Source organism: Paenibacillus sp. M-152 (genome assembly GCF_003856555.1).
In the GTDB taxonomy this organism is placed as follows: domain Bacteria; phylum Bacillota; class Bacilli; order Paenibacillales; family Paenibacillaceae; genus Paenibacillus; species Paenibacillus polymyxa_C.
This window is the reverse complement of record NZ_CP034141.1, coordinates 5,590,646-5,611,427: the sequence shown is the minus strand read 5'-3', so window position 1 is coordinate 5,611,427 and position 20,782 is coordinate 5,590,646. Positions and strand designations below refer to the sequence as shown.

Below are 20,782 nucleotides of genomic sequence, written 5' to 3'. Positions count from 1 at the left end.
AGCAGCTATGAGCTACACGTCACCGCCACCTGTTACGACCTCCTCGGGTCGTTTGCCGTCCTCACGGCGAACCGGCTTTAGGGGATTTATACACAAGCTGAACCAGCAGCGTGCACTCGTATGGATGTCCGTCCCTTTTTTAATCTGGCTGTTTATTTTTAAATATTTACCTCTGTGGGGCTGGACGATTGCTTTCCAGGATTTTAAGCCTGCCCGCAAGCTGCTTGACCAGCATTGGGTCGGGTTGAAGCATTTCCGTTTTCTGTTTCAGGATGAACACTTTCTGCGGGTGATGCGCAATACGCTGGCGATGAGCTTTATTAACCTGGTGCTGGGCTTTGTCACCGCTATAGCATTGGCGATTTTGCTGAATGAGCTTCGCCAGCTCGTATTTAAACGGGTGGTTCAGACGATCAGCTATTTGCCACACTTTATTTCTTGGGTGGTCGCGGCCAGCATCATTAGTACTGCACTGTCTGCGGACGGCGGTATCATCAATGAGGTGCTGATGTGGCTTGGGCTGATTAAGGAACCTATTCTGTGGTTAGGTGAGGGAAGCTACTTTTGGGGTATTCTCGGTGCGTCGGAGGTATGGAAAAATGTCGGCTGGAATACCATCATTTATTTGGCCGCGATGACCATGATTGATCCCTCGCAGTATGAAGCGGCCGAGATAGACGGAGCAGGACGGTTTCAGCGGATTTGGCATGTGACATTACCAGGATTAAAGCCTGTATTTATCATCCTGCTCATTATGAACATTGGCAACCTGCTCGAATCAGGCTTTGAACCTCAATATTTACTGGGCAACGGCATGAACGTGGATTACTCGGAAAATTTGGATATTTTCGTACTGAAATATGGTATCCAGATGGGGAACTTTTCGCTTTCCATTGCTGCCGGAATGTTCAAAACGGTGGTTAGCTTCATACTGTTGTTTAGCGCCAATTATATTGCGAAGCGGTTAGGGGAGGAGAGGTTGTTCTAAAAAAAGAGTGAGTTTCTGGGGAGGGCTCGTTGTCGCTTCGCGTGCAGATTGTTCTTCCGAACGCTCCGCTTCTTCAGAACAATTCCGCCCGCTCCGCTACTACCCGCCGTAAAGTCACTTTTTTTAAGAACTGAGGGTAGTGGCAGGGAAGAGCTTAAGAAAGGCGCGTGACTCGCGCCTCCTTGTAATAACTGCGTCATGATGGTTGGCTCAGCTTCGCTATCGCCATTAGAGGATGTCTTTGGGAATGGGCTATTCGAGGCGATAGCAGGAGTGCGTGCTTATGCATACTACAGGTGCAAGTCTGTGGATTTTTAACAGGCCGCTTCGCGGACCTCAACAAGACCCCATCAAACAGCTAAAATATGACTTCTTATATTACTAATAATAATCCACATAATTCACTCCAATTGCCACTGATATAAACACTCAAAATGACTGTTCCAAGCAACAGCACCAACAAGATAAGAATAATCAATCGGATTTAAGTGCTGGGCTAGGCGATGTTTTAGAAAGGAGAGGAAGTCATGGGCAAAGGGAAGGCCGTACATGGGCGATTTCGGGCGCCCTCGGATCGGATTTTTGATGCGTGCAATGTTGTGTTTATGCTGTGCCTAATGGTGTTCACGCTGTATCCATTTTTAAATACGTTGGCGGTTTCATTAAATGAAGCGAATGACTCCATTCGGGGTGGAATTTATTTGTGGCCGCGTGAATTCACGTGGAGTAATTATGAATTTGTATTCAAGGAAGCGACGATTTTCCATGCTACGTTGATTTCTGTATTACGTACGGTCGCGGGTACAGTGACCTCGGTGTTTTGCTGCGCGATGGTGGCGTATACGATCAGCCGGCCGGAATATGTGCTGCGCAAATTTGTTTCGATTGCCTTTATTTTGACGATGTATTTTAGCGGTGGCTTGATCCCCAATTTTCTCTTAATTCGTGAGCTTGGGATGCTGGGAACCTTTTGGGTGTACATCGTACCGGGGTTAATCGGGGTGTTTAATGTCATAGTCATTCGCTCCTTTATTGAGGGCTTGCCAGAGGGGATTTTGGAGTCGGCGCGTATTGACGGTGCTGGGGAGTTTGCTACTTTTATGCGTATCGTTTTGCCACTGTGTGTGCCGGTGCTGGCAACGGTGTCGTTGTTCACGGCGGTCTCGCAATGGAATTCATGGTTCGATGTATTTTTGTACAATTCGTCGTATGAGCAGTGGAGCACACTCCAATATGAGCTGATGAAAATTTTGCAAAATTCCAATACGTCCGTTAACGCTCAGGATTATGCCAGCCAGTTTTCAGGGTCAGAAAATCTGGCGAAGGCGGTTACGCCTACCTCTATTCGTGCCACGATGACGATTGTCGCCTCAGTTCCTATTATTTTAGTCTATCCGTTTTTACAAAAATACTTTGTGAAGGGTATGACCTTGGGAGGCGTGAAAGGATAGTAGATATTTTACATTTATTCTAGGAGCCACTTTTAATCCGCAAGTAACTGAAATCCAAGGGTGCCAAATACGAATTCAAAAATTTGAGTGCAGGAGGGATTGCTTTGCGGTCAGGTTGGTATACGCCTTTTTGTCTGGTGCTGGCTGGAGTGCTGTTGTTATCGCCTATCGGATGGTGGGGAATATCTGTAGCGAGAGCAGCTCCATCTGTGGAACATTCTCCGTCGGTTTCGAACACGGTGCTATCGGTAGGGAAGATCATTGGAGCGTATGGATTTGAGCAAGGAAACAGTGACGGCTGGAAGCCACGGGGAGCTTATACCCAAATTGCATCCGTCACGGAAGCGGCATATGGCGGTACGCACAGTCTGAAGGCAACCGCTCGTACGGCGGCTTGGAATGGAGCAGAGTTAGATGTGAAGCCACTGTTGCTGCCGGATGTGGAGTATGAAATTAGCGGATATGTGAAACTGGACGGCAATGCTGCAATTCCAAGCGTGCTTAAGTTTACGATGGAGCAGCAGCCGACAGGCGGGACTACAGCATGGAAGACCCTAGCTCAGACGGAGACAACAGATACATCGTGGATCAAACTCCAGGGGAGATATACTTTTACCGGGGAGATGAATGCATTGAAGCTGTATGTGGAGAACTCGAATTCTGCTCAGGCTTACTATGTGGATGAGGTGGAAATCAGGCAGGTTTCAGTAACACCAACAAATCCTACAAGTGGGATCGTATCCGGATTCGAAGACGGTACAGCCCAAGGATGGGTATCCCGCTTGGGAGACGAGACCGTGCAGGTCTCGAATGCCGATGCACGGACCGGCTCATACAGTCTGCTGACAACGGGCAGACAAAAGGCATATGCCGGACCCAAGCTGGACGTGACTGCCACAATGCAAAAAGGCAACCGATATACGGTCAGTGCCTGGGTGAAGCTGGCTCCGGGTGAGCAGCCTGCTAAGGTGAGGCTCAGTGCACAGCGTGATTACCAAGGCCAAAGTGCATATGAAACGGTTGTAGGCGATACGGCTGTCACGACAGGGGGATGGGTGCATTTGTCTGGTACGTATACGCTCGCACATGATGCAGATACCGTTTCTATGTACCTGGAATCGCCAGAAGGGACGTCTTCCTTTTATATGGATGATTTCGAATTGTCGCTGGTGCCGCCGCTGGCGATTGAAAAGGACATACCTGCTTTGCATGGATTATATCAGGGACAGTTCAGCATCGGCACAGCGATTGAGGCTTTCCAGACCGAAGGGGCTTACGGAGAACTAGTACAGAAGCATTTTAACAGCGTCGTTGCAGGGAATGCGATGAAGCCTGTCTCCTTGCAACCATCTGAGGGGCAGTTTCATTGGGAGGAAGCAGACCAAATTGTGCAATTTGCCAGACAGCACGGATTGGGAATTCGTTTCCATACGTTGGTGTGGCATAACCAGACTGGAGATTGGATGTTTAAGGACAAAAATGGACAGCCGATGACGCCGACTGCTGAGAATAAAAAGCTTTTGCTGGACCGCCTGGAGACGCATATTCGCGCCGTTGCGGCCCGGTATAAAAATGTCATTACCGATTGGGATGTGGTAAATGAGGTCATTGATCCTGATCAGCCGGACGGCATGCGCCGCAGCAAGTGGTATCAGATTACAGGAACCGATTATATTGAAAAAGCGTTCCGTGTCACGAGGGAAGTGGCAGGGCCGAACGCGCGATTGTTCATTAACGATTACAATACCCATGAACCGAAGAAACGCGATTTTCTGTACAATCTGGTGCGTGATTTGCTTGCCAAAGGCGTACCTATTGACGGCATAGGTCACCAATCGCATATCCGCTTGGAGTTTCCTGCCATAGCCGAAATTGAGCAATCCATCGAAAAGTTTGCTTCACTTGGGCTGGATAATCAGATCACGGAGCTGGATATGGGCCTTTACTCTAATGATACGGATCGCTACGAAACGATCCCTGAAGCCATGCTGATTCGGCAGGCTCATCGTTATCAGGCGCTGTTCGATATGTTTACACGACAGCAGGACCATATCAGCAATGTGACCATTTGGGGGACAGATGATGGCAATACGTGGCTCAGTACGTTCCCGATTGCCCGGTTGGATAAGCCGCTGCTGTTCGATGAACGGTTAAAGGCCAAATATGCATATTGGGCGCTGGTGGATCCATCCAAAGTGCCGCCGCTACCAGCAGGGAGTAACGAATAAATGATTTGAGACAGAGGAGTAGAGCTGTTCAAAAGGAGAGCTGAAGCTATGGCTACCTTGCGCTATACGAATCCGGTTGCCCCCGGATTTTATCCTGATCCGAGCGTGATACGTGTCGGAGAGGATTATTACATGGCGACAAGCTCATTTGAATACATGCCGGGGTTGCCGATTTTTCATAGCCGAAACCTGACCGATTGGCGGCAGATCGGGCATGCATTAAATCGGCGCAGTCAGATTGATTTGTCCACACGGAAGAGCTCAGAAGGTATATATGCGCCCACATTGCGCTATCATCAGGGTGTATTCTACCTGATTACGACAGATGTGATGGGGATAGACAATTTTTATATTACGTCTGTGAACCCTGTGGGACCTTGGTCTGATCCGATCCGTATTCCTTACGGAAATATAGATCCGTCCCTGCTATTTGATGACGACGGGAAAGTGTATGTTACCGTACAATCCGGGGCAGATGCCGAGTCGCATATTATTCAGTACGAACTGGATATTGCTACAGGCCAGGCATTGACCGAGCCTGTGGCTATTGCTCATGGAGATGGCGGCGTATGGACCGAAGGGCCGCATCTGTATCACATCGGCAGTCGTTATTACCTGCTGTGCGCCTGTGGCGGCACGGGGCGTGATCATCGTACGCTCGTGTATCGGGCCAATAGCCCGTATGGTCCATTTGAACGGATGAAAGAGCCCATGCTTCAGAATGAATATCCAAACTTGTGCAGACAAGAGAATCACCTCATTTAATACAAAAAAAAGCAGGCTGCTTACATGCTCGGACATGTAAGCAGCCTGCTTTGTTATCGCAAAGGAACAAGCAGTTTTATTCCAAGTTGGCGTGTTGACCATACATGGATTCAGAGGTCAGCTTGCGTAGTTCCATCGTGCTGAGCACTAACGCATCTCCATACAGCAGCAGGGTTTGCTCAAACAGTGAGCCCATGGGCTGAATGGTCTGGTAATCCTTGTTGGACGGGTCCTTGGGTGCGCCGGGCAGCTTGACGATGATATCGGCCAGTTTGCCGATGGTGGACTCGGGGGAAGTGGTAAGCAGCGCCAGTGAGGCCCCGAGTTTCTTCGCTTTGTCTGCCATGGAGACTAAGCTTTTGGTTTCACCAGAGCCTGAACCGATAATCAGCAGATCTCCCTCGCTCAAGCCAGGGGTTACGGTTTCCCCAACTACGTAAGCTTGAACCCCCATATGCATCAACCGCATGGCCAGCGAGCGAATCATGAACCCTGAGCGCCCCGCTCCTGCTACGAATACCTTATTCGCAGCAGCGATGGAGTGGATCAACTGTTCTGATTCGGTATCGCTGATTAGCTGTGGAACGAATTGCAGTTCCTTGATGACCTCAGATAAATATTGAGAGGTTTCCATTGGATTAACCTTGTTTGATGAGCTGCTGCATTTGCGAAGCTACAGCCTTTTTGTCGTCTTCGCCAGTGATACCGCCGCCTACGATAACCAGATCCGGTTGAGCTTTTACCACTTCAGCCAATGTACTCAGCTTGATGCCGCCAGCTACGGCTGTTTTGGAGTTTTTTACGACTTTTTTGACGGTTTGCAGTGCTTCGAACGGACTTTGACCTTCCGCTTGCAGATCGTAGCCTGTATGCACACAGATGTAGTCAACGCCTAAAGCGTCGATTTCTTTTGCACGTTGCTCCAGGTTTTTAACACCGATCATGTCCACCAGGATTTTTTTGCCGCCTTGTTTCTTAGCTTCTTCTACAGCACCTTTGATCGTTGCATCTTCAGCTACAGCCAAAATCGTCACGATATCTGCACCAGCCTCGGAAGCTTTTAGCACTTCATAGCCCCCTGCGTCCATAACTTTCAGGTCAGCCAGTACTTTTAGATTGGGAAATGCTTCTTTCATTGCTTTTACAGCATGAAGTCCTTCATTGATGACAATCGGCGTACCGATTTCTACGATATCAATATACGATTCTACTTCTTTTACCAATGCGATACCTTGCGGGATATCTACCAAGTCTAAAGCCAATTGAAGTTCCATGTTATTAACTTCACTCCTTAAGTGAATTTGTATTTTGGTGAATAGGTACATGCTTTGTTGAGTCGTACTTATACTTTGTTTTCATGCACAGGTTTGATTGTAAGGCCCCGGTATTCGGTTGAAAAGTACGCACTAATTCGTAACGTAGTTACCCTGACGATACTATAGACCATGAAAACCACCCATATGAGAGCCAATATTTTGTCTTCTTTAGCATTATTTCGATAATGAAAATCATCTATTCGTAACCAGTAAAATATACACATCCATGTCAGGTTGCAAAAGTATGAATGTACCGATAATTGAATTGACTTCAAGTTAGGTTTTGACTATATTTGTAATATACTGGTATGCAAAAAAAGGGAGTCTAACAGCATAACTACCCTGAAGAATAGCCACTAGGCTAGGGGTGACTTTAATTTTCAGGATAGGGAGGCGGGGTTTAGTGGAAGAGGTCCTGAACCAAAGGGAAGCTATTTATTTGTTGTCGGACAGCCACGCGCTCGATAAAGCTTGCGAGTTGTTTAGAATCAGCTATACGTGTAATGATTGGGATGAAGCGAACAAGGTTGCGGATTATCTGCATTCGTTGGCTGAAAGCCTGTATCACACCCAACTGAGAAATGCTGCAGACGGCAAGTACGAGACATTGAACGCCAAATACCCGCTGGTGTTTTATTATGCTTACAGCTATCTAGCGAAATCGATTTATTATCAGAATATGGGCCAGTATGAGGAAGCCAGAGATTATATTATGAAGTATAGCGAAATGGGTTGGTTTATGGGGCTGGATCAAAGCGGTCACGAAGAAGTAGAGAGATTCCGTTTTCTCGCCAAGGCCAATTTATATACGATTGATTTACTTTCGGGGAAGAAGGAACTTTTACCAGAATATGTTCAGTTTCTTCACGACAATGACGAGGAGCTACTCCCGGGATTGGTTGGTATTGCTGAAGCAGCTAACTTGAACAATTGGGACATTGACGACCTGCTGAACGAGTTTGCCGATGATATTGAGATATTTGAAGGTTATGAAGATAGAGCCAACCGCGTATATTATTTAAAACTGGTCAACCAATTAGCTATTTACCAGTTGAAAAAGAAACAGTACATCGTTGCCTTGAATTATATCCTTGTTTCTCTGCAATTCTCTATTGGTGTAGAAGCCAATACTGATTTTAGGACACTGGTTGCACTGTTCGAGACTTATCGAGATTTGGCAACCCTGTCGCAGCAAGAGCAATACCAAACCATTTTATTAAGGGGGCTTCATAATGAAAAAGGCATTAAGCTCGATAACTATGGTCTTAGCGTTTCTTAGTGTTGCTCTTCCGGTAGGAAATACATTGGGACAGTTAGACCCCGTGTATCCTTCGAATCATGGTGTTTTTTCTTATACTGCTTGAGTTTAGATTTGGATTGTTAGACCCAGTAGGGATTTTGTAAATAAGGGGAGCGCACTTTTACGCCATTTGCGGGTTAGTGCGCTCCCCTTTCTCATGCCAATAAACAATATTAGTTATTTTACAATATAGGAAGTCAGGTTATCGGCCAGATGTTGCATCGTTTCGCTCGCCTTTCGCATACGCTCCATGACTTCGGTGAAAGAGCCTACCAGAGTCGCCTGCTCTTGAGAAGAAGCAACAATTTGCTCTATTTCCTGCTCCATCTGACGAATGGAGTTCTGTACATCCTTAAGGGCTCCCTCAATATCGACTGTCGCCTTTTTGGACTCTACAGATAGCTTGCGTACTTCTTGAGCAACGACACCAAAGCCTGCCCCTGCTTCTCCGACACGTGCGGCTTCAATCGCGGCATTCAATCCAAGCAGGTTGGTTTGATCGGAAATTTCCTTGATAAATACAGCGACCTGATTAATTTTACCCGAGTTTTGTACGGCAAATTGGGTGTTCTTCAAAATGTGTTCACTGGTAGCTTGTAGCTCCTCTGAATGTGCTGTTACATGCTGCACCATTTCAATGAGCTGCTCGGTAATGGAGTGGTTTTCAGATACGATTTGATCCAGCTGATTTCTGTTGGTCAAATTATAGGAAGCGGCAAACGCTGCAATGACGTTCCCATTATCATCAAACACAGGAATACTGATCATATCGAGAGGATATCCCAGCAATTCAGCCGGAATGTGGGTCAAGCTGGCCTCGCATCCATTTTTAAGCATGGCGAAATTTTTGTAGTCCTCAAGCAGCTCCGAGCCGGTTTCAAAGCCAAGATTCATATCCTCTGATTGGGTATAAGCCAGAACGTGAGTACGGTCGAAAAGAGCAAGGGTTACTTTCTCCCGCATAATCTGTTGTATGTAGGGAATGGCTGCAATTAATGCATCTATTGTATTCAAGTGGATTGCCTACCTTTCTTTACTAAATATATTTTTTATAGTCCTATATAATTGTCGGTCTAAAGACGGATAAAAGTTATAAAAGTATTGAGAATTTAAAGAAAATTCAGAAAAAAAGGCATATCGTTTCATAATAGAAACGATATGCCTTCCGATTTAATTTGAACGTGTCAGTGCTGTGTATAAGCGGCTTACTTGCCACGCTGCTCGAACAATTGTGCAATCCCCACAATAACCTTGGTTGCAAGCACCATGTTATCCACCGACACATACTCGTACTTACCGTGGTAGTTCTCCCCGCCTGTGAAAATATTCGGTGTAGGCAGTCCCATGTAAGACAGCTGTGAACCGTCTGTGCCTCCACGAATCGGCTTGATAATGGGTTCAATATTCAGCTTCGTCATTGCTTCATGAGCGATATCGACGATATGCTTGACAGGCTCAATTTTCTCTTTCATGTTGTAATACTGGTCTCTCAGCTCCAGCGTAATACGGTTGTCTCCATAGGCAGCCTGGAGCTCTTTTACGATATTTGTCAAATAAGCTTTCCGGTTCTCAAAGCTCTCACGATCAAAATCGCGGATAATATAGTATAGTTTGGCTTGTTCTGCTGTGCCAGTAGACTCCAACAGATGATAGAAGCCATCGTACCCATCTGTATATTCCGGGGCTTCATTCACAGGTAATCTACTGTGCAGCTCCATAGCGATTTTGGCAGCGTGGATCATTTTGTTTTTAGCCGTACCGGGATGTACATTCACACCATGAATGGTAATATGAGCAGCCGCGGCGTTGAAGCTCTCATACTCCAGCTCTCCGAGCGGTCCGCCGTCTACCGTATAAGCATATTCAGCGCCAAAGGCGGCTACATCAAAGCGCTCAGGTCCTCTTCCAATCTCTTCATCCGGTGTAAAAGCAACACGAATTTTGCCATGTTGAATTTCTGGATGATCAATCAGATAGTGAATCGCTGTCATGATTTCTGCGATACCGGCTTTGTTGTCTGCACCGAGCAGGGTGGTGCCATCTGTTGTGATCAGGGTGTGGCCTTTATATTGAGTCAATTCGGGAAACTCACGTGGAGAAAGGACTACACCAAGCGAGGCATTCAGCGTGATATCGCCTCCATCATAGTTCTCCGTCAACTGTGGCTTTACTCCTGCGCCAGTTAGCTCAGTAGCCGTATCGAGGTGTGCCAGAAAACCAATGACGGGCACTTCTTTATCCGTATTGGAGGGAAGGGTTGCCATCACATAACCATGATCATCAATGGTTACGTCTGTCATACCGATGGCTTTCAGTTCGTCTACCAGGAGGTTGCCCAATGTGAGCTGTCCGGGTGTGGTGGGGCATGTGTGGCTGCTTTCGTCGGATTGGGTATCTACCTGAACATATGTAGTCAGGCGGTCAATCAGTTCCTGTTTCATGTGGTTATCCTCCTTGGGTCTTTTTCATTATGGTACGTATTTTATCATGATTAGGCTTACGATATAAAAAAAATGGTTTAACCTTTCAGAATGACAGGTTGTTTGTAGCACATATAGAGAAATGTTAATCTATGAGTCTTTTAAATTGTGTCTTATTACTGAGTCACTTAACGTTACGTTCATAGATTGGAAGCATAGAATACACTATCAAACGCAAGGGAGGTGAATTCTATGGCGATCCTTTTACCTTCGCAAATTTACAATCTTGCTGCTGGTGTAGGTAAGTCCTTTTTTGAAAACCTGAGAGGCGGTAGTAATGCTACAATTACCGTTAATAATTTCGGTGCCAATCCGGTGGATCTTGTGGTTACCCGTGTCAATGCTCCTGTGATCACTTATACTATTCCGGCGGGCAATAGTCTGACGTTAGAAGTTGCCTTGCTGCTGGTAGCTGCTCTCCAAGCTACTCCAGTTGGAGCAGTAACAGGTAGCATCCAAATTGCTACTGCTGATTTTTAATCTGTAACGACTTGACCCTCTAACTCTAGCTTTGCTGAAAAGCAAGGTTAGAGTTTTTTTATTGTTTGAAATTTTCTGAAACTTTTCTCAGGTTGTACCGATATATACATATGGCATCGTAAATAACACATCGAAAAGGAGTACCCTGTATGAGCTTTAGCAACCCGGTTTTACGTGATGACATCTTTTTGCGTGAAGATGAAAGAGAAGCTAGCGAACAACGTATGACTATCGGAGGAACGGTGAACAAAACGTTGCTTCTGCTAGTCCTGCTCATCGTCTCTGCCAGTATTACCTGGTATATGACCTATCAAGGAACCATAGAGGTGCTATCGTTGATGACGGCAGGCTTTATTGGGATGGCAGGCATAGCACTTTCGATATCCTTTTTTCCCAAAACGGCTCCATTGCTCTCTCCTGTATATGCGATTCTGAGTGGCTTTGCTTTGGGTGGCGTTTCCGCTTTTATGGAATATGAGTACCCTGGAATTGTAGTTAATGCCATTTTGCTGACAGTGGGTATCTTGTTCTTGATGCTCTTTATGTATACACAACGAATCATCAAGGTGACACGTGGCTTTATCTCATTTGTTGTCCTATGTACGATGGCGATTTTTCTAGTGACGTTGGTTGATTTTATTTTGAATTTTTTCGGTATGAATGTTCCGTACATCCATGAAACGGGCTGGGTGGGTATTGGTATTAGTTTATTTATCGTCATCATTGCCGCTTTGAATCTGCTCGTAGATTTTAATTTCGTTGAGGAACAAGCTGATCAAGGTGCACCCAAATATATGGAATGGTATGGCGCCTTTGCATTGCTGGTAACGTTAGTGTGGCTATATGTACGAATATTGGATTTGTTAGCTAAGCTTAGCAATAGGGACTAAGGTCTGCGACTATTTCATATGGTTCAAGTAGGACGAAAAGAAGGACGGCTGAATGTCGTCCTTTTTGTATGCAAGAAGCGGTTTAAAAAATGCATTTTACGTTAAATACATAGAAGTTGGGTAAAACATAGAGGATAGACAGGTGAGGAGTGAGGTATATGTATCAGGTGGTGCTGGTGAGGCACGGAGAAAGCGTGTATAACCGACAAAACTTGTTCACAGGCTGGACGGATGTCGATCTGACTGAGCAGGGAACTCATGAGGCTATCGAGGCAGGACGTATCCTCAAGGAGGCTGGGTATACGTTTGACTTGGCATTTGCTTCTGTGCTAAAACGTTCTATCCGCACGTTGTATCATATCTTGGATGAGCTGGATCATCTGTGGATACCCGTGCAGAAGTCATGGAAGCTGAATGAACGCCACTATGGTGCGCTTCAGGGGCTCAGCAAGCTGGATTCCGCCGTGCAATACGGCGAGGAACAGGTTCATATTTGGCGGCGTAGCTTGACGGTGCGACCTCCTATGTTGGATGCGCAGGATGAACGGAGTCCACATCGGGAAGAGCGTTATCGCCATATTAAGCCAGAGGAGCTTCCGCTCGGGGAAAGTCTGGAAGACACGGTGCATCGGGTTGGTGGGTTTTGGAAGCAACGGATCGTGCCGTTGATTCTTAAAAAGGACCGGGTTATCATTTCCGCACACGGTAATACTTTACGGGCCTTGATCAAGTACATGGAGAATTTGGATGAAGCTACTCTGCTGGATTTAAACATTCCGACAGGCATTCCACTGGTGTATGAGCTGGATGAGCATATCGATCCTATTCGGCGCTTCTATCTTGGTGATCCGAGTCATGTAGAGGCAAAGAAACAGGCTGTGGCCAACCAAAGCAAGGTGACGGAATGACTTTCCATACAACAAAGAGGACAGGGCGCCTTCTTGCATCCTGTCCTCTTTGTGTTGATATACATTAAGCGTTCGCAGTATCCTCTGCATCCAGGCTGTCTTCCTCAGTAGGAAGTGCCCATACCGATACACTGCCGGCACGAACGGGAAATATGCCATAGCCATCCTGTTCGATCTTTATGGTATGATCGTGATGCCCGGTCAAATCGGTCCATTTTTCTCCTGCACGTTGTTTACCCACGAACATGCGCTTTTCCCCGTCATTTGCGTTAGTGATCACCACAGCACATCCAGAGCCGTGTAGCTCAGGAATGCCCTGACGAACCCATCCAATCGTATGGGGATCATCAAAATAATCTTTTTGCTCACCATAAGCTTTGTGGTATCGGGCATATAGGAGCGGGTCTAGCTCAGCCTGCTTGCCTTCCACAGGCGTTTGTCCCTGGATACCGTAGTAATCACCGTAGAATACGCAGGGATAACCATCTTTGCGCAGTAGGATGAGTGCATAGGCACTGGGCTTAAACCAGTCCTCTACCCAAGATTCGAGCGCTTCGTGCGGCTGGGAATCATGATTATCGACAAAAGTAACCGAGTTCAGGGGATGGGTATGAACCAGCGTATCCTCGAAAATGGTGCTTAAATCGAAATCCTTACCACCCAAGGAAGCGCTATGTAGTTTGTAGTGGAGGGATACGTCAAACAGGTCGATTTTATAATCGATGGTATCCAGAAACTTTTGGCAAGATTCTAGATCCGGTTTCCAAAATTCGCCTACCATATAAAAATCCTGCCCACGCTTTTTAATCATTTCTGTAGCAAACTCTCGTACAAATTCATGATTAATATGCTTGATCGCATCCAGACGGAATCCGTTGCATTGTAGAGTATCCACCAGCCATTTGCCCCAGCGGATCATTTCCTTGCGCACATCCTGATGATTATAGTCAATATTGGCGAACATTAAATAATCATAATTGCCGAATTCATCATCTACATTATCGCTCCAGTTTTTGTTTTTACCTAAAATACGATAGATTCCTGTCCGGTCCTGACTTGCATCGTAATCCGTTCCATTAAAATGTTCGAAGTTCCATTGAAATGTGGAATACTTACCTTGTCGGCCGGGGAATGTAAATTTAGTCCAGCCTTCGATATCAAAGGGCTCGGAAATGACCTCATTACGATTATCCGGGTTGACCTCGACGACTTTGAATACTTCGGTTTCATCCGCACCAGCCTTATGGTTCATGACCAGATCGACATAGACGGCTACGCCGTGGCGAACGCAGGATGCGACAGCTTCCAGCAGGTCTTCCCTGGTTCCGTATTTGGTGCGCACTGCACCTTTTTGGTCAAATTCGCCCAGATCGTAAAGGTCATAGACGCCGTAACCCGTATCCTCAGGAGATTGGCCTTTGGTGACAGGTGGAATCCATATCGCGTCAATTCCTTTGGCCTTCAGTTCCGGTGCCAGGCGGGCAAGCTTTTTCCAGTGAGAACCGTCAGCTTTGACATTCCACTCGAAAAATTGCATCATCGTATGGTTCCTTTTCATGTGCGTCCCTCCTTCATATATAACAAGTTACCCACCAAGTGAGGGGGGCTAAACGTCTGATGGCCAATATGATGTTGATGAAGAACATGGATCGCTGTATAGCGTATGCTAAATCATTAAAATTTGTTATACATTGAGTGATCACAACGACTCGATGGCTAGAAAAGGAAACGTGAAAACGGTAAAATGAATCTAACTTAGCAATAGTTCGGATTTCAGGCAAACCATAAGCTCGACCAAGAGAGGGAAGGAGGGATGAACGTGACAGACCTGCAGCAGGATAAGGATGAAGCGAGAGAACCGCTGATGAAAAAATGTACGTATTGTCAGGAGACAAAACCATTAACGGACTTTCAGCGCAGAACCGGTCGCCGGGCTGGGCCTTATTCCCGGCGTGGTCCTTGCCGTTCCTGCCGGGGGTTAGCCCCGCAAGAACGGGTGGTTACGTCCGCTCCTTCCCATGAGGAGACGAAGCCCTTGGCTGCTCCTGTGGAGCGGCATAGCTCCGTAGCAGATACGGCTGCGTATCGTCTGGAAGCGTCCGCGCAGCCTTCTAATGATTCTCAACGCCCCCGTAGGAAGCCCGTCACGGACAAAGCGCGTGAGCGCCATCGGCAACGGGTTCGCCATTTGCTTAGCAGGCTGAAGCCTGCGGATACCCGTGCGTTGCGGCTTAATCGCAATGGCATGATTCGGCTAAGAGGCAAAACCGACCAAGGGAGACGCTGGCATCAGGAGATTGAGCTTGATTTGGCGATGACTCTGGTCAGAGAACGCATGGCAGTGATTGTAAATCCGTACACGGTCCGCAGACTTTATAGCAACAAGGAATTCCGCCAATATGTGCTTAAACGTGACCGCTATACCTGCTTTTTTTGCGGTGGCTATGGTGACACGATTGATCATTTACTTCCTCGGGCTAAAGGTGGACACACCACGCCAGTAAATTGTGTATGCGCCTGCAATGAGTGCAATCAAGTTAAAGCTGCCCGTGATGTAGAGGAATTCATCGAGTCTGGTGTGCCATTGCCGATTCTGATTCCGAATGATTGTGAACCTCCCGATGCTTCTGAGGACACCTTACGTACCTAGGAGATTCCTGGGGAGTCGGCAACATTCCCTTAGTACAGTTCTACTTCAAAGCCGGATTCCTTCCAGGCTGTTGTACCGCCTTCGATAAAGGCCACATCGGTAAAGCCCATCTGTTGGAGTATATAAGCTGCCAGTGCGGCTTGTCCGCCTGCCCCGCAGGTGGTGATAATCGGGCGGTTGCGGTCACGTAAGCGTTCATCACGCAAATCTTGTGGAACGCCCAGGTCAGCGCGGATGGGCAGCATGCCTAGCGAAATATTGGCGCTTCCGCGAATCAGGCCGCAAGCACCTGCATCATGAGAATCCTGTACGTCGATAACGAATGTATCCGGATTTGATTCAATTCGCTGACGTGCCTCCTGTGAAGTAATGCCCTGAACGTGCTGCCTCGCTTCTTGAACCATATCTGCAAATGTTTTAGCCATCGTTCAACCCTCCGTAGGAATATGTTTTGTATTGGTTTTCATATTAATGAACAGAAACTCACTCTCTCTATTACCCATCTCTAGTATAAAATGCCCCTTTTTTTAAGGTAAAATTAGACAAAAATCGTGCTTATTCTAATTTTTATCTAAAATAACAATAAAAAATTTGCAGAAATTTGTGCAAATTTAAAATTTCTTCGACGATTGGGTTGTGAAAGGTGTAATATAGAGGTATAGGGTTCCGTTTCGTCCTGTTGTAGTCACGAGGGAGCGCTTCGTGAGATATTCCGCAGCAGTAACAACAACAGAATAACGTCCAAGCAATATACAATTGGCATCTGCGATCATCAGTCTTGCCCTTTAGGGTATAGGCCGGTTTAAGCTGTGCTTCTTGCATGTTTAAGGGCGAATTCATTGAACGTTTTATTGCTAGAGTTTATGATACAGGTTACGAGAAAGGAATGGACTTCTATTTTCACAGTAAAGGAGGACGTTCACGCATGTCTGAAAACCAACAAGAGGTGGCCGTAACACAAGAAGCTACCAAAGAGTCTCGGGATGTATTGGACCAATTGATGAAACCGGAGGTTCAGCAATCGCTGACCGTACTGGTAGAGAATCTGCCAAAGTTGACTGAGATGGTTACTTTTATGACCGATGCTTATGATGTAGCACGCAGTCTGGCAACTGACCCTGTCTTTATCGGAGATATGAAAAACTCCATGGGAGAGTTTGTGAAGCCTGTTACAGATTCGGCTAAAGGATTGGCTTCTGCTGCAATTGAAGCAAATGACCGTGTACAAACTACGGACGGCAGTGTAGGTCTGTTTGGCCTGCTCAAAATGCTTAAAGATCCTAATGTACAAAAAACGCTGCGTTTCAGCCAGGCTTTCCTGGATATTCTGAATGAGCGCCAACGCGAAAGCAAATAATTACCTGATCGAGAACGGAGGATGGACATGTCGAAGCAAATTTTGATCTTGGGCGGCGGATACGGCGGATTGCTGGCCGCTCTTACAGCACGCCAGCATATGGACGCTAGCCAAGCAACCATTACAGTGGTAAACCGCTTTGCGTCGCACCAAATTATTACGGAACTGCACCGTTTGGCGGCAGGTACTATTGCCGAAAAAGCCGTGGCGCTTCCTTTGGAAAAACTGCTGCGCAACAAAGATATTATCCTGAAAGTGGATACAGTTTCCGAAATCAAGCCGGACGATAAGAAAGTAACCCTGGCCAGTGGTGCTACGTTGAGCTATGACGCTCTCGTTATTTCCCTGGGCAGTGAAACGGCATACTTCGGTATTCCAGGGCTGCAAGAGCATAGCTTCACGCTGAAATCAGTAGCAGAAGCTAATCGCATCCGCGCACATGTGGAAGCTCGTCTGGATGCTTACAAGCAATCGGGTAACAAAGCCGACGCTACAATCGTTATCGGTGGTGGCGGTCTGACTGGTGTTGAGCTGGTGGGCGAATATGCTGACAAACTGCCTGCAGTTTGCCGTGAAAAAGGCATCAACTACGAAGATATCAACTTGTATTGCGTAGAAGCTGGACCATCTATTTTGGCAGGCTTCCCTCAACCATTGGTTGATCGTGCAGTAACAAGTCTTGAAAAACGTGGCGTTCAAATCGTAGCGGGTGTTCCGATTACAGAAATGAAAGCTGACGAAGTTCTCCTGAAAGACGGACGTTCGATCAAAACGAACACACTGATCTGGACAGGCGGCGTACAAGGTAATGCACTGGTTGGCGCATCCGGTATCGAAGTAAACCGTGGTCGCGCAACTGTGAATGGCGCACTGCAATCGACTTCCCACGAAGACATCTTCCTCGCTGGCGACAGCGCAGTAGTGTTCCCAGGTGAAGGCGAGCGTCCATACCCTCCAACTGCACAGTTGGCTTGGCAAATGGGCGAATTAGTTGGTTACAACATCTTCGCTTATTTCAACGGAGCGAAAATGGAACGCTTTACGCCAGTGTTCTCCGGTACACTGGGCAGCTTGGGAAGAACAGACGCGATCGGTACTGTAGGCGCGAATGGCACCCAACTGAAAGGCGCTGTAGCTACTTTGATGAAAGAAGGCAGTAACATCCGTTACTTGTCCCACATCAAAGGACTTTTTGCATTGGCCTACTAATATCTATATGGTTTATTAAAAGAGAGCGCTGTTCAGCGCTCTCTTTTTTCATTCTTTGACACTAGTGATGCTCACCATTCACAGATAGTTTTAATTCACTTCATCTGGGCTAACTCTTCCACCTGTGCAGGAGGGAGCGCGCCTTCAAAAATACTCAGCTCATCCATAGAACCTTTGAATGCAGGGTCCCACCAGTTGACCCCTAAGCTGAATGTTCCAGATTTAGAGGTAAAGACATCCGGAAACCCTGACCCGGTAAACTGAATTTTCCCATTCACATACACCTCTAGCACTCCATGATCTACAGTAAAGGCAAGGTGTGTCCATTCATTGGTTTTGATCTTCAGGCCAGTACTGCCGGTATACCAAGTTGAGCTGCCGGACCAGACCATGGTGTTATCCTTCTCAGGTCCTCTGGGCAGAAGGCTAACCCAGTGGTTGCTATCCATAGCTCCAAAAAAAGTTGGTGTATGCACAGTCAATTCGCTAGGTTTCACCCACAGTGACACAGAATAGGCTGAACTGGATATGAGTCCTTCAGGCAGAGCAATACCTGACTGTCCATCAAGGACTACAGCTTGGCCTCTTACGCCTTCAGCGTAGGATATACTACCTCCCTGACGATCGATTCGGTCACCAATAACCTTACCATTGGCAAAAGCCTCATTCTGATCCTTTAGATTATTTTCAAATGGGTATGAAGCAGTCAATGTTGCCTTCTCATAAGGAGCTACCGTAATGTTAAAAGCTTTGTCCCGACTGCTGTCCCCTTTGGTAATGGTAGCTGTCAAAGTGGCGGATACAGACTTTTCTCCGATCCCGGGGCGCTTGATTTCACCAGTATCGGAAATGATGCCTGGGTCTGAAGTTTTCCAGGTAATGGATGATTGCCGACTGCCTTCCTTCGGAAGCGTCAGATTAGCCGTCACCCGGTTCGTATCGCCAAGATCTAATTCACGATATACACTGTCAACGACTGTCGTATCCGTCATATCAGGGAGCTTACTGCCCCAGGCCATTTCACCTTTATTCGATAGAACTGTAAACGCAAGGATGTATTGATTTGTAACCTGGTCCCATTGTCTTAAGAACACTCCATCATATACAGCACCATCCAGTGTTAGTTGGACATTCGCATCCCCCGACTTGCGCCATGTTCCTTGCACATCGCCTTTAATCGTATGGTCTGCTCTCAGCTGAATGAACTGTGTATTTTTGATCGTCGCCGAAGAATCACTGCCATGGTTAATATATTGATAATCACCAATGAATTGCTTCTTATCCAGCTTTGTAAGCGTCTCGCCGCCGTAACGGTAAGGAGCTACAACAGGCCAGTCATCCTGATTCATGAACATTTGGTGTACACGCAGCTCATGAGTCTCCCCTTGCTGAGGGAATCGGGTATGAAAGACAACAAACATTTGTCCGGTAGCAGGATCGGTGTATACCGAGTTATGCCCAGGAGATACATAGCCGTAGCCCACACCTGTACCTGGATCGCCTATTTTGCTATCGAACAAGAAGTTACCCATTAGTTTGTTGCCATAGGCTACATTTTTGGTGTTTGCTGGAAGCACAGCATTCTGTCCTTTGGCATCCTTATAAGGTCCTGTCGGACTCTTGGAACGGAATAACCTCATGTTATACCCACCGTCTGACGCAAGTCCGCCATAGGTTACATACAGATAGTAGTAACCTGTCTTTGAGTTGTATTCAATATATGGACCTTCCCCGGACTCACCGTATCCACCTGCGATCTTGGTGCCAAAGTAACGATCAATCAGACGGCCATCCTCTGTAGTTCCATCTTGGCCTGGATAGATCGGTTTGCCAGTTGCTTTATCCAGCTCCAGCAAAAATATTCCTCCGGACCATGACCCGTACGTCATCCATAAGCGCCCGTCTGTATCATAAAAGACTGCTGCATCAATTGCATTCGGGAACACCCGATTCGCATAAGAACCATCGGCGTTAAACCATCCTGCTCTAGGCCCCTTCAGCTTGCCTTCATTAATGAGTTGAGAAATCGGCGTATTTGTCCACTTTTTATCCACTTTGCTATCTTTATCGAATGCAGTCTCCTTTGTAAAACCAGTGTTCACAATAGTATCCACATATTGATAGGGGCCTTCAATGTTGGGTGCAACGGCAATACCGATCGCGGAACGTATATAGGTGGAGGAGGCACTATAATAAATCATATAGGCCCCTTTTGAGCCATCCTTATTGACATAATGCTCATTCCAAAATACATCCGGCGCCCATACTGAGAATCCTCCCTTGCTATCCGCATCATTCTCGCCCGCCCAAGCGAAAGATCCGGCCAGATTCTTCGACAAATCTCCGTAAAGGGTATTCCCAGGCGTTGTGTAACCGTTTGCAGAAGAAGTCCAGTTTGTGAGATCTTTGGATTTCGCTGCGGAGATATGCGACCCAAACACATAATAAGTGTCACCGTCTTTGACAATCGAAGGATCATGAACCGATACATTAGAGAAGGTCGGCACATTCTGCTTATTATTCTGGTTCGGATCAGCTTCGGCGGCATCCATTGTACCTGAAGGTACGGCTGCAATTGCCAATAATAAAGTCATTGTTAATGCAATGCTAGACCTGGCTCTACGCTTAATAAAACTTCTCATCATATACATTTACCCCTTTCAAAATTGGAATACAGTGATACATTCTGCTTTCATCGCTAAAATACCTTTATGTTTATAAATATTATTAATGTATTTATGAATTAAATGACTGTAGAGA

18 protein-coding genes are annotated in these 20,782 nt (G+C 46.6%); 11 read left to right on the top strand and 7 right to left on the bottom strand.

Translation table 11 applies throughout. From position 1 onward, the window contains the following. Positions 1 to 7 precede the first annotated feature (7 nt). From EGM68_RS24630 to EGM68_RS24615, 4 genes are all read left to right on the top strand, one after another. Positions 8 to 988 (top strand): ABC transporter permease, encoded by a 981-nt coding sequence (locus tag EGM68_RS24630; protein WP_090737753.1) that lies wholly within the window; start codon positions 8 to 10, stop codon positions 986 to 988. A gap of 527 nt (positions 989 to 1,515) precedes the next feature. Continuing rightward, positions 1,516 to 2,439 carry a carbohydrate ABC transporter permease gene (locus EGM68_RS24625; RefSeq protein ID WP_013373661.1) on the top strand — a complete coding sequence of 308 codons (924 nt, stop codon included), beginning with the start codon at positions 1,516 to 1,518 and terminating at the stop codon, positions 2,437 to 2,439. Between the two features lie 104 nt (positions 2,440 to 2,543). After that, positions 2,544 to 4,667 (top strand): endo-1,4-beta-xylanase, encoded by a 2,124-nt coding sequence (locus tag EGM68_RS24620; RefSeq protein ID WP_129550204.1) that lies wholly within the window; start codon positions 2,544 to 2,546, stop codon positions 4,665 to 4,667. Positions 4,668 to 4,715: 48 nt separating this feature from the next. After that, a complete protein-coding gene (locus EGM68_RS24615) occupies positions 4,716 to 5,432 on the top strand; it encodes a glycoside hydrolase family 43 protein (protein ID WP_129550203.1) in 717 nt (238 codons plus the stop codon). Positions 5,433 to 5,508: 76 nt separating this feature from the next. On the opposite strand, the gene hxlB is transcribed toward EGM68_RS24615, so the two are convergent. Together hxlB and hxlA are read right to left on the bottom strand one after the other, a co-directional pair. After that, positions 5,509 to 6,066, bottom strand: coding sequence for a 6-phospho-3-hexuloisomerase (hxlB, locus tag EGM68_RS24610; protein ID WP_058830326.1), 558 nt, complete (start codon positions 6,064 to 6,066; stop codon positions 5,509 to 5,511). Between the two features lie 4 nt (positions 6,067 to 6,070). After that, positions 6,071 to 6,706 carry a 3-hexulose-6-phosphate synthase gene (gene hxlA / locus EGM68_RS24605; RefSeq protein WP_013312540.1) on the bottom strand — a complete coding sequence of 212 codons (636 nt, stop codon included), beginning with the start codon at positions 6,704 to 6,706 and terminating at the stop codon, positions 6,071 to 6,073. A 445-nt stretch (positions 6,707 to 7,151) separates the two neighbouring features. Between hxlA and EGM68_RS24600 the strand changes: the two genes are divergently transcribed. Further along, positions 7,152 to 8,027, top strand: a complete 876-nt coding sequence (locus EGM68_RS24600; protein WP_129550202.1) for a DNA-binding protein — start codon at positions 7,152 to 7,154, stop codon at positions 8,025 to 8,027. Between the two features lie 198 nt (positions 8,028 to 8,225). Here the strand turns inward: EGM68_RS24600 and EGM68_RS24595 are convergent, their stop codons facing one another. Together EGM68_RS24595 and pepT are read right to left on the bottom strand one after the other, a co-directional pair. After that, positions 8,226 to 9,062 carry a methyl-accepting chemotaxis protein gene (locus EGM68_RS24595; RefSeq protein WP_058830325.1) on the bottom strand — a complete coding sequence of 279 codons (837 nt, stop codon included), beginning with the start codon at positions 9,060 to 9,062 and terminating at the stop codon, positions 8,226 to 8,228. A 191-nt stretch (positions 9,063 to 9,253) separates the two neighbouring features. Further along, positions 9,254 to 10,489, bottom strand: a complete 1,236-nt coding sequence (gene pepT, locus EGM68_RS24590) for a peptidase T (RefSeq protein ID WP_013373656.1) — start codon at positions 10,487 to 10,489, stop codon at positions 9,254 to 9,256. Between the two features lie 231 nt (positions 10,490 to 10,720). On the opposite strand from pepT, the gene EGM68_RS24585 reads away from it, so the two are divergent. The 3 genes from EGM68_RS24585 (at position 10,721) to gpmA (ending at position 12,806) form a co-directional block, all read left to right on the top strand. Further along, a complete protein-coding gene (locus EGM68_RS24585; protein WP_013373655.1) occupies positions 10,721 to 11,008 on the top strand; it encodes a hypothetical protein in 288 nt (95 codons plus the stop codon). 149 nt (positions 11,009 to 11,157) lie between these two features. Continuing rightward, positions 11,158 to 11,898, top strand: a complete 741-nt coding sequence (locus EGM68_RS24580) for a Bax inhibitor-1/YccA family protein (RefSeq protein ID WP_013373654.1) — start codon at positions 11,158 to 11,160, stop codon at positions 11,896 to 11,898. A 158-nt stretch (positions 11,899 to 12,056) separates the two neighbouring features. Next, positions 12,057 to 12,806: a 2,3-diphosphoglycerate-dependent phosphoglycerate mutase gene (gene gpmA, locus EGM68_RS24575; RefSeq protein WP_129550201.1), complete on the top strand. Its 750-nt coding sequence runs from the start codon at positions 12,057 to 12,059 to the stop codon at positions 12,804 to 12,806. Positions 12,807 to 12,870: 64 nt separating this feature from the next. On the opposite strand, the gene EGM68_RS24570 is transcribed toward gpmA, so the two are convergent. Continuing rightward, positions 12,871 to 14,364 carry an alpha-amylase gene (locus EGM68_RS24570; RefSeq protein ID WP_129550200.1) on the bottom strand — a complete coding sequence of 498 codons (1,494 nt, stop codon included), beginning with the start codon at positions 14,362 to 14,364 and terminating at the stop codon, positions 12,871 to 12,873. Positions 14,365 to 14,625: 261 nt separating this feature from the next. Between EGM68_RS24570 and EGM68_RS24565 the strand changes: the two genes are divergently transcribed. Beyond that, on the top strand, positions 14,626 to 15,456 hold the full coding sequence (locus EGM68_RS24565; RefSeq protein WP_129550199.1) for an HNH endonuclease: 831 nt from the start codon (positions 14,626 to 14,628) through the stop codon (positions 15,454 to 15,456). Positions 15,457 to 15,485: 29 nt separating this feature from the next. Here EGM68_RS24565 and EGM68_RS24560 read toward each other — a convergent pair whose 3' ends face one another. Continuing rightward, a complete protein-coding gene (locus EGM68_RS24560) occupies positions 15,486 to 15,881 on the bottom strand; it encodes a rhodanese-like domain-containing protein (protein WP_016822691.1) in 396 nt (131 codons plus the stop codon). Between the two features lie 500 nt (positions 15,882 to 16,381). Between EGM68_RS24560 and EGM68_RS24555 the strand changes: the two genes are divergently transcribed. Beyond that, entirely contained in the window at positions 16,382 to 16,813 is a 432-nt protein-coding gene (locus EGM68_RS24555) for a DUF1641 domain-containing protein (protein WP_013373648.1), read from the top strand. Between the two features lie 27 nt (positions 16,814 to 16,840). Beyond that, on the top strand, positions 16,841 to 18,022 hold the full coding sequence (locus EGM68_RS24550) for an NAD(P)/FAD-dependent oxidoreductase (protein WP_013373647.1): 1,182 nt from the start codon (positions 16,841 to 16,843) through the stop codon (positions 18,020 to 18,022). A 95-nt stretch (positions 18,023 to 18,117) separates the two neighbouring features. Here the strand turns inward: EGM68_RS24550 and EGM68_RS24545 are convergent, their stop codons facing one another. Continuing rightward, complete coding sequence (locus EGM68_RS24545) at positions 18,118 to 20,667, bottom strand: LamG-like jellyroll fold domain-containing protein (protein WP_129550198.1); 2,550 nt, start codon at positions 20,665 to 20,667, stop codon at positions 18,118 to 18,120. Positions 20,668 to 20,782 lie beyond the last annotated feature (115 nt).

What these genes read in the sequence shown, in the direction of transcription:
- EGM68_RS24545 (WP_129550198.1), bottom strand. Translation starts at nt 20,667, where the DNA reads ATGATGAGAAGTTTTATTAAGCGTAGAGCCAGGTCTAGCATTGCATTA.
- EGM68_RS24630 (WP_090737753.1), top strand. Translation starts at nt 8, where the DNA reads ATGAGCTACACGTCACCGCCACCTGTTACGACCTCCTCGGGTCGTTTG.
- EGM68_RS24615 (WP_129550203.1), top strand. Translation starts at nt 4,716, where the DNA reads ATGGCTACCTTGCGCTATACGAATCCGGTTGCCCCCGGATTTTATCCT.
- hxlB (WP_058830326.1), bottom strand. Translation starts at nt 6,066, where the DNA reads ATGGAAACCTCTCAATATTTATCTGAGGTCATCAAGGAACTGCAATTC.
- EGM68_RS24555 (WP_013373648.1), top strand. Translation starts at nt 16,382, where the DNA reads ATGTCTGAAAACCAACAAGAGGTGGCCGTAACACAAGAAGCTACCAAA.
- EGM68_RS24570 (WP_129550200.1), bottom strand. Translation starts at nt 14,364, where the DNA reads ATGAAAAGGAACCATACGATGATGCAATTTTTCGAGTGGAATGTCAAA.
- hxlA (WP_013312540.1), bottom strand. Translation starts at nt 6,706, where the DNA reads ATGGAACTTCAATTGGCTTTAGACTTGGTAGATATCCCGCAAGGTATC.
- gpmA (WP_129550201.1), top strand. Translation starts at nt 12,057, where the DNA reads ATGTATCAGGTGGTGCTGGTGAGGCACGGAGAAAGCGTGTATAACCGA.
- pepT (WP_013373656.1), bottom strand. Translation starts at nt 10,489, where the DNA reads ATGAAACAGGAACTGATTGACCGCCTGACTACATATGTTCAGGTAGAT.
- EGM68_RS24585 (WP_013373655.1), top strand. Translation starts at nt 10,721, where the DNA reads ATGGCGATCCTTTTACCTTCGCAAATTTACAATCTTGCTGCTGGTGTA.
- EGM68_RS24580 (WP_013373654.1), top strand. Translation starts at nt 11,158, where the DNA reads ATGAGCTTTAGCAACCCGGTTTTACGTGATGACATCTTTTTGCGTGAA.
- EGM68_RS24625 (WP_013373661.1), top strand. Translation starts at nt 1,516, where the DNA reads ATGGGCAAAGGGAAGGCCGTACATGGGCGATTTCGGGCGCCCTCGGAT.
- EGM68_RS24550 (WP_013373647.1), top strand. Translation starts at nt 16,841, where the DNA reads ATGTCGAAGCAAATTTTGATCTTGGGCGGCGGATACGGCGGATTGCTG.
- EGM68_RS24560 (WP_016822691.1), bottom strand. Translation starts at nt 15,881, where the DNA reads ATGGCTAAAACATTTGCAGATATGGTTCAAGAAGCGAGGCAGCACGTT.